Here is a 13254-nt window from a genome sequence, read left to right as displayed (position 1 = left end):
TGAAGACCACTTCTTGATCCGAAACGAGGACCCGAAGTCTGACACCACCGTATTTCGGCAAGGCGAGGTCCACGAGTCGCTCCCGTGAACTATCGCGCATGAACATGCGCACCGCGCGGCGAGCGATCCCTACGATCGCGGGCATGACCACACTGACCAACCGCCCGGCGACCGCACTGCTCGTCGTCGACGTGCAGAACGACGTCGTGGCCCGCGCCCACGACCGGGATCGTGTCGTGGCGACCATCGCCGGACTTGTCGACAGCGCCCGCTGCAGTGGCGTTCCGGTCGTCTGGATACAGCACTCCGATGCCGAACTGTCCACGGGAAGCCAGGAATGGTGCATCGTCGACGAACTGGCCCCGTCCGCCACCGAGCCGGTGATCGCGAAGAACTATGGCGACTCATTCGAAGCCACCGCCCTGGAGTCGACGCTGGCCGAGCTGGGGGTCGGGCATCTGGTGGTGGTCGGCGCCCAAACCGATCAGTGCGTCCGGTCGACGATTCACGGCGGGTTCGCCCGCGGCTACGACGTCACTCTGGTGGCCGACGCCCACACCACCGAAGACCTCTCGCCGTGGGGCGCTCCGCCGCCCGAGCAGGTGATCGCCCACACCAACCTCTATTGGTCGCACCAGTCGGCGCCCGGACGAGCAGCCACCACGCCGGCGGCCGCCGAGGTCGTTTGGTAAACGCCTACCGCCGACCGAACCCGCGCTATACAGTTTTGCGGAAGTGTTCACTGCCGCGAACGATCGGACAAGACATTGACGTCGACACTGCAATCGGGGGATCAGGTCATCGAGCTGGCCCGGGGGATGCGCGATCTGGTGATGGCCCAGGCCGGTGAATCCGAGCGGCTGCGCACCATCGCCCCGGCCGTCGTCGACGAGATGTGGGCCAGCGGGTTGATGCAGTCGTTCAACCCCGTCGCGGCCGGCGGTGTCGAGCCGTCGTTCACCGAGATGATCGAAACCTGGATCGAGATGGCCTGGCAGGACGGCTCCTTCGGGTGGATCGGGATCGCCAACCTGCCGTCGTCGTTCGCCGCGGCCGCCTACCTGCCCGACGAGGGATTCGCCGAGGTGTTCACCGCCAACGACAACCGCGTCACGATGGGCGGCCAGTTCTTCCCCAACGGCCAGGGAGTCGTGGTCGACGGCGGCTACCGGGTCACCGGCTCATGGAGCTTCGGCTCGGGCACCGGTCACTCCGAATATGTGTGTGCCGGGTTCTTCCCGATGGTCGACGGCCAGCCGGTGATGGAAGCCGGCGGACTACCCGAGATGCTGGTGGCTGTCATCCCGCGGGCCGAGATCGTCTTCAAGGACGGCTGGCATGTTCAGGGGCTCAAGGGAACCGGCTCCTACGACTACGGCGTCGAGGACGTCTTCGTGCCGACCGGCCGGACGTTTCCGCTGTTCTCGCGGGTTCCTTACCGGGGCGGCTCGCCGGCCACCCGGATGGGGTTGATGCCGGTGACGGCGGCCGGTCACGCGTCGTGGGCGCTCGGCATCGCCAAGAGCATGCTCGACGACGTCCAAGAGCTGGCGGCCACCAAGTTCCGGATGAGCGACATGGCCTCACTGGCCAGCCGACAGACCTTCCAGAAGGATCTGGCCCATCACGTCGCGGCATGGCGTGCGGCGCGGCTGCTGGTGCTCGATGCGTTCACCACCGCCGAAGCCGTCGTGGCTGCGGGGGATGACCTGACCCCATTGCTGCGCGCAGATATGAGGGCCGCGGCCAACTATGCGACCGACGTGTCACGGCAGGCCGCCGAGTGGGCGCACCTGGCTGCAGGCACCACCTCGATCCGGGAGGGCAGTCGCCTGGAGCGCGGATTCCGCGACATCTACACCGGAACCCAGCACGCGTTCATCAGCGAGAAGGTGGCCATGGACGTGGCCCAGATCTGGCTGGGCATCGTCGACGATCAGCCCGGGTTGTGAACGGCGCCGCGCGCCTCGGCATTTCGCGCGCGTTCGGGCGCACCCGGGATTAGAGTCCGAAGGTTATGACCGACTGGTCCGATCCGCGGCTGCCCAGCGCTGAAACGACGAGTCCCCGCCAGATCAAGCGACTGAGCCGCAACTTCGCCGGCGTCGGGGTCGGGATTCCGCCGGAGCGGCTACAGGAGATCACCGTGGGCGGCGCCGCGCCCACCTATGACGAGATGGTCGATGTCACCTTCGCGCTCACCGCGACAGCGCTGATCAGCGAAAAGCGCCGATCCAAAGTTGGCCGTGCACAACGTCATTGCGTGCGCGGGTTCATCCTTCTCGTCACGATCCTGATCGCGATCAACGTGCTGTTGTGCCTGGGATTGATGCTGTTCGTACTGACCCAGCACACCACGCCGTACTAGCCGGACACGAACCCGTCGGCGACATCGAGCGCCTTGTCCAGAATGGCCAGACCCTCGGCCACCTCGGCATCACTGATATTGCAGGCCGGCACCGCGTGGATCCGGTTGAAGTTTGCGAACGGCAGCAGGCCACCGGCCTTACACGCGGCCAGCACGTCGTTCATGGCCGGGCTGGAGCCGCCGTAGGGCGCCAGCGGTTCGCGGGTCTGCTGATTGGCCACCAGCTCGATCGCCCAGAACACGCCGAGCCCGCGGACCTCGCCAACCGACGAGTGGCGGGCCGCCAGCTCACGCAGGCCGGGGCCGAGCACCTGCTCGCCGAGCCGGGCCGCGTTGGCCACCATGCCCTCGTCTTCCATCGCGTTGATCGTCGCGACCGCGGCACCGCAGGCCAGCGGGTGGCCCGAGTAGGTCAGCCCGCCCGGGTAGGCGCGCTCGGCGAACGTCGAGTAGATCGCGTCGTTGATGGCCACACCGCCGAGCGGCACGTACCCCGACGTCACACCCTTGGCGAACGTGATCAGGTCCGGTACCACGTCAAAGTTCTGGATTGCGAACCACTTTCCGGTCCGCCCGAAGCCGGCCATCACCTCGTCGGCGATGAACACGATGCCGTGGCGGTCGCAGATCTCCCGCACACCGGCCATGTATCCGGGCGGCGGCACCATGATGCCCGCGGTACCCGGAACGGATTCCAGGATGATCGCGGCGATCGAGGCAGGCCCCTCGTGCTGGATCAGCCGCTCGAGGTAGTCGAGCGCCCGCTCGGATTCCTGCTGCTCGTTCTCGGCGAAGAACGACGAGCGGTACAGGAACGGGCCATTGAAGTGCACGACGCCGGAGCTGGCGTAGTCGTTGGGATAGCGCCGCGGGTCACCGGTCAGGTTGATCGCGGTGTCGGTGCCGCCGTGGTACGAGCGGTAGCGCGAGAGCACCTTGTAGCGGCCGGTGTGCAGGCGCGCCATCCGCACGGCGTGCTCGACGGCGTCGGCGCCACCGTTGGTGAAGAACACCCGGTTCAGGTCGCCGGGGGTGCGCTCGGCGATCAGCCGGGCGGCCTCGGAGCGGGCCGCGTTGGCGTGCTGCGGTGCGATCGTGCAGAGCTTGGCAGCCTGCTCGGCGATCGCGGCGACGACCTTCGGATGCTGGTGACCGATGTTGGTGAACACCAACTGCGAGGAGAAGTCCAGCAGCTTGTTGCCGTCGCCGTCCCAGACATAGGACCCGTCGGAGGCGACGATCGTCATCGGCTTGATCTGCGCCTGCGCCGACCACGAGTGGAAGACGTGCGCCCGGTCCAGCTCGTAGGCCCTGGCGGCTTCGGCGCGGGCGGTGTCGATGTCCTGGCCGTTGGGGAGCAGGTGGGATTCGGTGGTCGTCATGCGTGCCTCTTTCGAGCTCGTGGTGCGCAGTGGTGTCAGTGGTTCTGTGGGAAGCCGAGGTTGATACCGCCATGGGAGGGGTCGAGCCACCGCGTGGTGACCACTTTGCCACGGGTGAAGAAGTGCACGCCTTCGGTGCCGTGCGCGTGGGTGTCACCGAACAGGGAGCTCTTCCAGCCGCCGAAGCTGTAGTAGGCGGTCGGAACCGGGATCGGCACGTTGATGCCGACCATGCCGACCTCGACCTCGTTCTGGAAGCGCCGCGCGGCGCCACCGTCGTTGGTGAAGATCGCGGTGCCGTTGCCGTAGGGGTTGGAGTTGATCAGCTCCAGAGCTTCGTCGTAGGTGTCGACCCGCACGACCGACAACACCGGGCCGAAGATCTCGTCGGTATAGACGCTCATCTCGGGGGTGACGTTGTCGATAAGTGTTGGGCCCAACCAGAATCCGGTGTCATCTCCGTCGACCGCGGTGCCACGTCCGTCGACGACGATGGTGGCGCCGTCGACTTCACCGGCATCGATGTAGGAGGCCACCTTGTCGCGGTGGGCCTTGGTGACCAGCGGGCCCATGTCGGTATTACGGGTGCCGTCGCCGATCTTCAACGTCGTTGTGCGCTCGGCGATCTTGGCGACGAGCTCGTCGGCGACCGGGCCGACTGCCACGGCAGCCGAGATCGCCATGCAGCGCTCACCGGCCGAGCCGAAACCAGCATTGACCATCGCGTCGGCGGCCAGGTCGAGGTCGGCGTCCGGCAGGATCACCGCGTGGTTCTTGGCTCCGCCCAGCGCCTGAACGCGCTTGCCGTGCAGCGTCGCCGTGGAGTAGATGTACTGCGCGATCGGGGTCGAGCCCACGAACGAGACGGCTTTGATGGCCTTGTTGGTCAGCAGCTCGTCGACGGCGACCTTGTCACCCTGCAGCACGTTGAAGACGCCTGCCGGGAGTCCGGCCTCGGCCCACAGGTTGGCGATCCACAGTGCGGCCGACGGATCCTTCTCAGAAGGCTTGAGCACCACCGTGTTTCCGGCGGCGATGGCGATGGGGAAGAACCACATCGGCACCATCGCGGGGAAGTTGAACGGGCTGATGACGGCCACCGGGCCCAGCGGCTGGCGGATCGAGGCGACGTCGACGTTGGTCGAGGCGTTCTCTGTCATCCCACCCTTGAGCAGATGTGATATCCCGCAAGCGAATTCGACGACCTCCTGGCCGCGGCTGACTTCGCCGAGGGCATCGGAGAGCACCTTGCCGTGCTCAGCGGTGATGATCGCGGCCAGCTCTTCCTTGCGTGCGTTGAGCAGCTCGCGGAAAGCAAAGAGGATGGTGGTGCGCTTGGCCAGCGAGGTGTCGCGCCAGGCGGGGAACGCGGCGGCTGCGGCATCGATCACCGCGCGCGCGTCGTCGACATCGGCCAGCGCGACCTGCCCGGTGACCTGACCGGTGGCCGGGTTGGTGACGGCGGCGGTGCGGTCACTGCCGCCTGCGAAGTTCTTCCCGCCGGCCCAGTGGGCGATCGTGCGGACGCGGGTGTTGGGCGCGGTGAGAGTCATACCTGCGATTCTGCGGGTCGTTCGACCGGTTCGGACCCGACAGATTGTAAGAAATGCAAGCGATGCCAATACACTGTGTAAATGCAGTTGACGCTGGCCGACATCCTCGAGCTGCCGTCGATTCGCGGCGGTGAGCCGGAGGTGGTGTGCGCCGGGCCGATGGACCGCCCGGTGCGCTGGGTCCACGTCAGCGATCTGGCCGACCTGTCCGGCCTGCTGACGGGCGGGGAACTGGTCTTGACCACGGGTCAGGCGCTGGTCGATCCGGCTCGGCGCGACGGCTATCTGCCGGGGTTGGCCGCCGCGGGCGCCACCGGCGTGGTGGTCGAACTCGGGTTGCACGTCGACACGCTTCCGCAGTCTGTGCTGGCCAGCGGTGCGGAGTCGGGGCTGCCGGTGATCGTCCTGCACCGACCGGTGCGCTTCATCGACGTCACCGAGGAGGTGCACCGCAGGATCGTCGCCGACCAGTACGCCGAGGTGGCGTACGGGCAGCGGGTGCACGAGGCGTTCACCGCGCTGAGCATGCGCCGCGCGTCGGTCGACCAGATCGTCAGCGCGACGGCGGACATGCTGGACACCCCGGTGGTGCTGGAGGATCTCAACCGGCAGGTGCTGGCCTTCGATGGACGGGGGATGTCGGCGACGGTCCTGCTGGCCGACTGGGAGCGACGATCGCGCCTGAGCGCCGGTGACACCTGGACGGCCAGCCCGGTCGGCCCGTATCGCGAGGAGTGGGGACGGTTGATCGCCCCACACCTCGTCACCGACGGGCGGGCGGTGATGACCTTGGAGCGGGCGGCCCAGGCGCTGGCCCTGCACCGGATGGTCGAGCAGAATCGCAGTTCGCTCGAGCTTCGCGCTCAGAGTGGGCTTGTCGACGATCTGCGCCGCGGCCGGATCACCGACGAAGCCGAGGCGACCGCCCGCGCCCACGCATTGGGATTGCGCCCCGCGCTGACCTACGTCCCGATGGCGGTGCGGTTACGGGAGAGCGCGGGTGCTGATCAGGTCACCGTCGCCCAGCGCCGGGTGCGCATGCTGGACGCGATCATGCACACGGTGCGCGCGGCGGGGCACACCGGCTTGGCGGCCACCCGCGATGACGGGCAGATCGAATTGGTGCTGGCACCGCAGCGCACCAGCACTCTGGCCGACGTCTGTTCGGCGATCCGCCAGTCGGTGATCCGCCTGGACGGCGTCGGGGACTGCGTCATCGGGGTTGGGCCAGAATCCAGCCGGTTGATCGATGCCGTGGGCGGCCTGCGCGAGGCGGGTCACGTCGCCGAGGTGGCAATGTCGATGCCATTGAGCGCCTTGCCTTTTCATCGCGCCGCCGATGTGCGGCTGCGCGGCCTGCTGTCGCTGATCCGGACCGATCCGCGAGTGCAGGCCTTCGCCGAGACCGAGCTCGCCGGTCTGCTCACGCACCGCGCCAAGCACGGCGACGAGGCGTTCGATCTGCTGCGGCGCTTTCTGGACGCCGGGGGTAACAAGGCCGAGCTGGCCAGAACGTTGCACATGTCACGTCCGACGCTGTACTCCCGGCTGGAGGCGTTGCAGAAGATCGTCGGTCTCGACCTCGACGACGCGGAGTCGCGGACCTCGCTGCACGTCGCGATGCTGATCCTGCAGTCCTCATGATCTAAGCGCGCGGGGGAGCAGCGCCCTCACCCGATGACGACTCCGCGCTTTCCCGCTCGTCCTTGAGTCGCTCCTTGCTGCGCAGCAGCCGCAGCAACGTCACCAACACCAGCCCGCCGACGATATTGCCGATCAGCGTGTACCAGAACCACCCCAGCCAATCCAGGTAACCGAACGGGGCTTCCCCGGTCGATAGGGCACCAAAGATCAACAGCGAGTCCAGGATCGAATGGAACAGCTGAAGTCCGGCGAGCACGAACGCCCCGGCAACCGCGGCGGCGATCTTGCCGGGCATGGAGTCGGTGCCGTGCTGCATGCGCGTCATCAGTGTGATCACCATGCCGCCCAGCACCGCCAGCGCCAGGCTCTGCACCGACAGTGGCGCAGTGACGAAATGCTCGGCGGACTCGATGGTCTGCGCCCTCAATTTGGGGAACGCCGCGATGATCAGCGCCATGATCACCCAGCCGCCGACCAGGTTGGCCACCAGCGTGCCGCTCCACAACTTCGCGAGCTGTCCGACGCTGGCGCGTTTGGCGGCCACGGTCGTCACCGGCACCAGAAAGCCCTCGGTGAACAGCTCGCTTCGGCCGAGCAGGAGCGCCAGAAAACCGATCGCGAACGCCACGCCGGCCAAGAGCTGGTTGTGGGTCTCGTGCAGCACCGACAGGTACGCGAGCACTCCGATCGCGACTTCGGTCCCGCCGAAGAACCCCGTCACCAGAACCTCGCGCCACGTGCGGTGCAGGCGCTGACTACCTTCGTCCACCATCCGGTTGAAGGCGTCTTCCAGCTCGTCCTCGATCGGACTGTTGGAATCGCCCAGCTGTCGCTGACTCGTCGAACTCACGGTGCGGTTTACCCGTCAATACGGCGCCCGACACGAGACACCGCTGAGCAGTTGCACAACGCCCGCCCATACACTGGCCCACCGTGGGCATTCTCGTGGGTTTCGCGCCGTGGATCGTCTATTGGGTACTGGTGGGCAACGTCCCGTTCGAGACGGCAGTGCTGGTCGCCCTCGGTATCGCCGTCGCCGGGCTGGTCGTCGGGCGCGTGAAGAAGGCACCCGGCCTGACCTTCGAAATCGGCGCTGTCGCAACGTTCTCCGTGTTGGCCATCCTGACGTTCGTGACGAGCCAGGCCTTCATGGAGCGCTGGATGCAGCCGCTCAGCAACGCCGGAATCTTCCTGATCGCCTTGGTGGGCGCCCTGATCGGCAAGCCGTTCGTCCGGGAGTTCGCCGCGGCCGGCCGCCCCGACGAGGTGATCAAGAGTGACCTGTTCAAGAAGATCACCGCTCTGCTGACCTGGATCTGGGTCGCCGCCTTCGCGGGGATGACGGTGTCCTCGGCGGTCCCGCCGATCGTGCAGGGCGACGCGACGATCCTCGACACCAAGACCCCGTTGTCGTTCGTCTGCTACTGGGTGATCCCGTTCGCCTTCATGGGACTGGCGGCGCTGGCCTCTCGCATTCTGCCCGACAAGATGACGCCGAGTGACGACGCGGTTCGCGAGACGTCGTTCGTCGCCTACAGCGAGGCCGCGATCGACGAGCTGTACTACCTGGCGCAGGAGCACGCGAACCGTGAAGTGGGCGCCGGGAAAGAGGCCTACAACGTCAAAGTCGGCGGCATGGGCATGGCGCTGACCGGAGACGATTCCCGTAAGTCGTGGCCGTCCACCTACCAGGTGCGTGACCGGCGTCACTGAGCGTTGCTGGCGCCCATCGGCGATCGCAACCGATCAGGCAAGGATGCACACCACTTCGGACACTGTTACATCACGGTTTGGCTAAAAGGCCTGTTCAGGCTTGAACCGTGGTCGGCGGCTGTCAGCCATTTGCTGTAGAAGTTACAGAAGTGGCCTCTGTGAACCGGACGGAGTTTTGCTCAGAGGCGCCCGGAAGGTGGAAATGATGATGAAGAAACGCGTATACGCCCTCGCGGTCAGCCTGATGATGCTGCTCGCCATTCCCGGCCTGCTGGCCCCGGTGGCTTCGGCCGCTCCCGTCAGCCGGGATCAATACGTCCAGCTGGTGATCCAGCGCGGGCTCGCCCAGCGCGGCGTGCCCTATGCCTGGGCCGGCGGCGACATCAACGGACCCACCCTGGGCAAGGGACCGAGCGCCGCGGTGGTCGGTTTCGACAGCTCCGGCCTGATCCAGTACATCTACGCCGGCGTCGGCGCCAAGCTGCCGCGCTCCTCGGGCGATATGTACAAGGTGGGCCAGCACGTGACCGCCGACCAGGCGCTGCCGGGTGACCTGATCTTCTACGGGCCCGACGGCACTCAGAGCGTCTCGATGTTCCTCGGCAACAACCAGATGCTCGAGGTCACCGACACCGTCGTCGCGGTCTCCGCGGTGCGCGCCAAGGACATGGCGCCGTTCCTGGTCCGCGTCATCGCCTAAGCAGTCCGTAGGGCGTGCCGTTGATCGCGCCGACGATGTGTCGGCGAGCGGCACGCCCTTCCGGGATGGGCAGCAGCGGATAGACGTGCACCATGCCCTCACCCTGCACGTAGTCGACATCGACACCGGCCGCCGCGGCCTTGCCTGCGAGCAGGCGCGCGTCGGGGTTCAGGATGTCGCGCGTTCCGCTGAAGATCGTGATCGCCGTCAGCCCGTCGAGCGATGCGCACAGCGGACTGACCATCGGGTCCTCCAGGCTCAGCTGGCCGCGCCAATGCTGCGCGTAGACATGGACCCCGGCACAGGACAGCCAGGGATCGCTGGGCTCCACCGCCGCGATGGCGGGATTGCTCATCGCGGCGTCCAGCACCGGCGCAATCAGAAACAGCCGACGAGGCTGTTCAGAGTTGTTGTCGCGCAGATAGATTGCCGACGACAGCGCGATCTGGCCGCCGGCCGAGTCGCCGAGCACGAACGTCGCTTCGGCACCCGGATTGGCAATCTCGGCGGTGATCAGTTCCGCAATCCACGGGACGACGTCGCCCGCGGTGCCCCAGGGCACCAGGGGATAGATCGGTACCCGCACCGACGTCTGCGTTTCGGCGGCCAACTGGGCGACCAGCCGCCAGTGCGCCGGCTCGATCTCGTTCACCCAGCCACCGCCGTGCAGGTACACGGCGCGATGGCGCGCGCGGCCGCCGGCGGGAGAGACGGTGTAGATCGGCCATCGGTCGTGTACGACGGTCACGTCGACGTCGTCGCGAAGACGCTTGGGCGGTCCGAACGGACGGGGTCGCAGCGCTCGATCAACAACCCGCTGACGAGCGGCGCCTGGCCGCGATAGCGGCCTTCCACGACCGGTGACGCGCAGAATCACCGGCACCAGCCGGCTTCCCACACTGGCCATCCGACCATTGTGGCCGGATCAGGCGCAGATTAGGCGCAGTCGGTGCAGGTCATGCTCGAGGCGTCAGCCAGGCGGCTCCGGTGATGCACCAAAAAGCAGCTCGTGCAAGTGAACTCGTCGGCCTGCTTCGGGATCACCCGAACGGTGAGCTCCTCGTCGGACAGGTCCGCGCCGGGCAGCTCGAACGAGTCAGCGGCTTCAGCCTCGTCAACATCGATGACAGCCGTGGCTGTGTCTTTACGCCGGCCCGCCAGGTCTTCGAGGGATTCCTCCTCAGGCTCGGCCTGGGTCCGGCGGGGTGCGTCATAGTCAACCGACATGGTCCGTGCCTTTCGTTCCTTCCGCGCTTGACGTCGCGTCAACGCGGTCGAATGCGAGTTTGTTCCCGTAGCCGCTGCTGGCTAAACACCGTTGTTTCGGCCTGGCTGAGCTGTTGCCCCGGACCGGCGGTGACCTGCGAATTCCCTTACCGGGCGAACCGGAGGACGCGCGATCACATTCGCCAGAGCGATTCCTGGGCGACGCTGGCGACGAGAGTACCGTCATCGCGGTGAATTGACCCCCGAGCCAGGCCCCGCGCGTCGCTGTGAGTTACCGCAATGGCGTCGTAGAGATGCCAGCGATGAGGATCGGTGGGCCGGTGCAACCACAGCGCGTGGTCGAGGCTGGCGGCGCCGCCCTGGCCTGGGCGACCCTCGCCCGGCGGTCGGGCCGAGGACACCAGGCCGAGGTCAGAGATGAATGTCAGCGCGCAGGCCCGCAGAACCGGGTTGTCCTCGACCGGCTCCCGGGTCCGGAACCAGAACGGTTGAACCGGCCAGTCGTCGTGACCGTACTGCCCTGGCGCAACCCGGATCTCGAAGTGATCAGCCCAACGCACCGGCAGCTTTGTGACGATTGTCGCGTCCGTCAACTCGACGGCCAGGGGATCCGGGCGCTGCCAGTCGGTGGTGATCTCCGGCTGATGGAACGACGCCATCATCTCGAAGATCGCGGCCCCGTCCTGTACAGCCGTGACCCGGCGGGTGTTGAACGAGCGGCCGTCGCGGGTGATCTCGACGGTGAACTCGATGTCGACGCCGATCCGCCCGCCCTTGATGAAGTAGGCGTGTAGGGATTGCGGCAGCCGGGCGGGATCCACGGTGGCGGCCGCGGCGGCCAGCGCCTGTGCGGCGATCAATCCACCGAACAACCGTGGGCCCACTCCGGATGTCGCCGAGGTGTGAAAGGTGAGTCCATCGCGGTCGAGTTGGGCGTCGCCGTTCAAATGAACCAGGTCGGCGATCCAGCTCGGCATGTGCTCCCCGCGGTCGTCGTGGTCGAATTCGAACTCACGATAACTGCATAGACTGCGGTGATGGATCGCGGGTGCACGAACCGCATGTGGCCGTTGAGCTTTGGGGCCGCGGCGTTCGCCGCCACGATTGCGGCATCCGGTTTGGCCGCGCCACCGGCCCTTGCGGGCGGCGACCCGGCCACCCTGAAGATCTGCACCACCGGTGACTACCCGCCGCTGACCTACCGCGATCCGGCGACCGGGCAGTACAGCGGCGTCGACATCGACATGGCCACCGACCTGGCCGCCCACCTCGGGCGAGCGCCGATGTTCGTGCCAACCACCTGGTCGACCCTGATGACCGACCTGACCTCGCCGGGGACCTGCGACATCGCCATGGGCGGGATCACCGACACCGCCCAGCGACGCCGCGTCGCCGACGTCACCAAGCCGTACCTGTCCAGCGGCAAGACCCCGGTGGTGGCCGCCGCCAACGCCGGCCGGCTGTCCTCGATCGAGGACATCGACCAGCCCGGTGTGCGAGTGATCGAGAACAGCGGCGGCACCAACGAGCAGTTCGCCCGACAACACTTCCCGAACGCCGCGCTCACGATCTGGCCGGACAACACCACGATCTTCGACCAGCTCGCGGCCGGATATGCCGACGTCATGGTCACCGACGCCGTGGAGGCGATCTACCAGTCCGACCTGCACCCCGGATTGGTCGCACAGCACCCCGAGCAACCCTTCACCTCCGAGGTCAAGGCCTATCTACTCCCCAAAGGCAGTCCGATCGCCGGCCAAACCGACGCGTGGCTGGCCGATGCGCTCGGCGACGGCACCTTCGCCGGGATCTACCAGCGCTGGCTGCACGCACCGGCGCCCGAGGCGCCGGGTTAGCGGCCCTTCCACTGCGGCCTGCGCTTCTCACGCCAGGCCGTCAGGCCCTCGGTGACGTCTTCGGTGGCACCTGCCACCTTGCGCATCACCTCGCCGAAGCGCACCGACTCGATCCAGCCCATGTCGGCGGTCCGCCACGCCACCTCTTTGGTGGCCCGCTGCGCCAACGGCGCCGCCGCGGTAAGCGTCTTCGCCCACGCCTGCGCTTCGGACTGCAGGTCCTCGGGTTCGACCAGCTTCCACACCAGGCCGATCTCCTTGGCCCGCTCGGCACTGATCGGCTTGCCGGTCAGCAAAAGCTCCATGGCATTGGCCCAGCCGACCCGATGGGGGAGCCGGATTGCACCGACGATGGTCGGAACGCCCAGCGCCACCTCCGGGTAGTGAAAGGTGGCGTCGGTCGAGGCAATCACGAAGTCGCAGAACAACACTCCGGTCAGGCCGTAGCCCACACACGGCCCGTGCACGGCCGCGATCGTCGGCTTGAACAACTCCATGCCCGACTCGAAGCTGTTGATGGTTGGCTTCTCCCAGAAGGTGCCGCCGAAGGTGCCCACCGAGCCTTCGCCGTCCTTGAGATCACCGCCGGCGCAGAAGACGTCACCGGCGGCGGTCAGGATCCCCACCCAGGCCTCTTCCTCGTCCCGGAACCGGTCCCACGCGGCGTTGATCTCCTGGCGAAGCGGGCCGTTGATGGCGTTGCGCGCCTCCGGACGGTTAAGAGTGATCGTGGCGACGTGATCGTCGAGCTGGTAGGTGACGAGGCTCATTGCTGCACTCTAGTGAGGTCAGGCGTGGCAGATCAGCCGAC

General features: G+C 66.9%; 13 protein-coding genes and 1 pseudogene. 7 read left to right on the top strand and 7 right to left on the bottom strand.

Annotation, left to right across the window (positions count from 1 at the left end; all coding sequences use genetic code 11):
* Positions 1–143: 143 nt before the first annotated feature.
* The 3 genes from EV580_RS19230 to EV580_RS19220 all read left to right on the top strand — a co-directional run bounded on the left by EV580_RS19230 (position 144) and on the right by EV580_RS19220 (position 2368).
* Entirely contained in the window at positions 144–692 is a 549-nt protein-coding gene (locus EV580_RS19230) for a cysteine hydrolase family protein (RefSeq protein ID WP_133692788.1), read from the top strand.
* Positions 693–818: 126 nt separating this feature from the next.
* Positions 819–1952, top strand: coding sequence for an acyl-CoA dehydrogenase family protein (locus tag EV580_RS19225; RefSeq protein WP_166654803.1), 1134 nt, complete (start codon positions 819–821; stop codon positions 1950–1952).
* A 65-nt stretch (positions 1953–2017) separates the two neighbouring features.
* Entirely contained in the window at positions 2018–2368 is a 351-nt protein-coding gene (locus EV580_RS19220) for a hypothetical protein (protein ID WP_133692786.1), read from the top strand.
* Here EV580_RS19220 and EV580_RS19215 read toward each other — a convergent pair.
* Entirely contained in the window at positions 2365–3750 is a 1386-nt protein-coding gene (locus EV580_RS19215; protein WP_133692785.1) for an aspartate aminotransferase family protein, read from the bottom strand. The two genes, EV580_RS19220 and EV580_RS19215, sit on opposite strands and share 4 nt — an antisense overlap.
* Positions 3751–3785: 35 nt before the next feature.
* A complete protein-coding gene (locus tag EV580_RS19210; RefSeq protein WP_133692784.1) occupies positions 3786–5303 on the bottom strand; it encodes a CoA-acylating methylmalonate-semialdehyde dehydrogenase in 1518 nt (505 codons plus the stop codon).
* A gap of 81 nt (positions 5304–5384) precedes the next feature.
* Here EV580_RS19210 and EV580_RS19205 point away from each other — a divergent pair, with 81 nt between their 5' ends.
* Complete coding sequence (locus EV580_RS19205) at positions 5385–6947, top strand: PucR family transcriptional regulator (protein WP_133692783.1); 1563 nt, start codon at positions 5385–5387, stop codon at positions 6945–6947.
* Position 6948: 1 nt separating this feature from the next.
* Here EV580_RS19205 and EV580_RS19200 read toward each other — a convergent pair whose 3' ends face one another.
* Complete coding sequence (locus tag EV580_RS19200) at positions 6949–7797, bottom strand: formate/nitrite transporter family protein (protein WP_133692782.1); 849 nt, start codon at positions 7795–7797, stop codon at positions 6949–6951.
* Between the two features lie 83 nt (positions 7798–7880).
* Between EV580_RS19200 and EV580_RS19195 the strand changes: the two genes are divergently transcribed.
* Together EV580_RS19195 and ripD are read left to right on the top strand one after the other, a co-directional pair.
* Complete coding sequence (locus tag EV580_RS19195) at positions 7881–8660, top strand: hypothetical protein (RefSeq protein ID WP_133692781.1); 780 nt, start codon at positions 7881–7883, stop codon at positions 8658–8660.
* 208 nt (positions 8661–8868) lie between these two features.
* Positions 8869–9354: pseudogene (gene ripD / locus EV580_RS19190) on the top strand (NlpC/P60 family peptidoglycan-binding protein RipD); the annotation flags it as partial.
* Here ripD and EV580_RS19185 read toward each other — a convergent pair.
* From EV580_RS19185 to EV580_RS19175, 3 genes are all read right to left on the bottom strand, one after another.
* On the bottom strand, positions 9350–10267 hold the full coding sequence (locus EV580_RS19185) for an alpha/beta hydrolase fold domain-containing protein (RefSeq protein ID WP_133692779.1): 918 nt from the start codon (positions 10265–10267) through the stop codon (positions 9350–9352). The pseudogene ripD and the gene EV580_RS19185 overlap by 5 nt on opposite strands.
* Before the next feature lie 29 nt (positions 10268–10296).
* Positions 10297–10587, bottom strand: a complete 291-nt coding sequence (locus EV580_RS19180; RefSeq protein ID WP_133692778.1) for a DUF4193 domain-containing protein — start codon at positions 10585–10587, stop codon at positions 10297–10299.
* Positions 10588–10760: 173 nt separating this feature from the next.
* Complete coding sequence (locus tag EV580_RS19175; protein ID WP_133692777.1) at positions 10761–11564, bottom strand: acyl-CoA thioesterase; 804 nt, start codon at positions 11562–11564, stop codon at positions 10761–10763.
* 60 nt (positions 11565–11624) lie between these two features.
* On the opposite strand from EV580_RS19175, the gene EV580_RS19170 reads away from it, so the two are divergent.
* Entirely contained in the window at positions 11625–12443 is an 819-nt protein-coding gene (locus EV580_RS19170) for a transporter substrate-binding domain-containing protein (RefSeq protein ID WP_133692776.1), read from the top strand.
* Here EV580_RS19170 and EV580_RS19165 read toward each other — a convergent pair.
* On the bottom strand, positions 12440–13213 hold the full coding sequence (locus tag EV580_RS19165) for an enoyl-CoA hydratase/isomerase family protein (protein ID WP_133692775.1): 774 nt from the start codon (positions 13211–13213) through the stop codon (positions 12440–12442). The two genes, EV580_RS19170 and EV580_RS19165, sit on opposite strands and share 4 nt — an antisense overlap.
* Positions 13214–13254: the final 41 nt, after the last annotated feature.

It is taken from the genome of Mycobacterium sp. BK086, from assembly GCA_004362315.1.
Taxonomy (GTDB): domain Bacteria; phylum Actinomycetota; class Actinomycetes; order Mycobacteriales; family Mycobacteriaceae; genus Mycobacterium.
This window is presented reverse-complemented; position numbering and strand designations above follow the sequence as displayed.

Bases quoted from the DNA above. Each gene is read 5' to 3' on its own strand.
- EV580_RS19225 (WP_166654803.1), top strand. From the start codon at position 819: ATGCGCGATCTGGTGATGGCCCAGGCCGGTGAATCCGAGCGGCTGCGC.
- EV580_RS19230 (WP_133692788.1), top strand. From the start codon at position 144: ATGACCACACTGACCAACCGCCCGGCGACCGCACTGCTCGTCGTCGAC.
- EV580_RS19170 (WP_133692776.1), top strand. From the start codon at position 11,625: ATGGATCGCGGGTGCACGAACCGCATGTGGCCGTTGAGCTTTGGGGCC.
- EV580_RS19180 (WP_133692778.1), bottom strand. From the start codon at position 10,587: ATGTCGGTTGACTATGACGCACCCCGCCGGACCCAGGCCGAGCCTGAG.
- EV580_RS19220 (WP_133692786.1), top strand. From the start codon at position 2,018: ATGACCGACTGGTCCGATCCGCGGCTGCCCAGCGCTGAAACGACGAGT.
- EV580_RS19205 (WP_133692783.1), top strand. From the start codon at position 5,385: ATGCAGTTGACGCTGGCCGACATCCTCGAGCTGCCGTCGATTCGCGGC.
- EV580_RS19215 (WP_133692785.1), bottom strand. From the start codon at position 3,750: ATGACGACCACCGAATCCCACCTGCTCCCCAACGGCCAGGACATCGAC.
- EV580_RS19165 (WP_133692775.1), bottom strand. From the start codon at position 13,213: ATGAGCCTCGTCACCTACCAGCTCGACGATCACGTCGCCACGATCACT.
- EV580_RS19185 (WP_133692779.1), bottom strand. From the start codon at position 10,267: ATGGCCAGTGTGGGAAGCCGGCTGGTGCCGGTGATTCTGCGCGTCACC.
- EV580_RS19175 (WP_133692777.1), bottom strand. From the start codon at position 11,564: ATGCCGAGCTGGATCGCCGACCTGGTTCATTTGAACGGCGACGCCCAA.
- EV580_RS19210 (WP_133692784.1), bottom strand. From the start codon at position 5,303: ATGACTCTCACCGCGCCCAACACCCGCGTCCGCACGATCGCCCACTGG.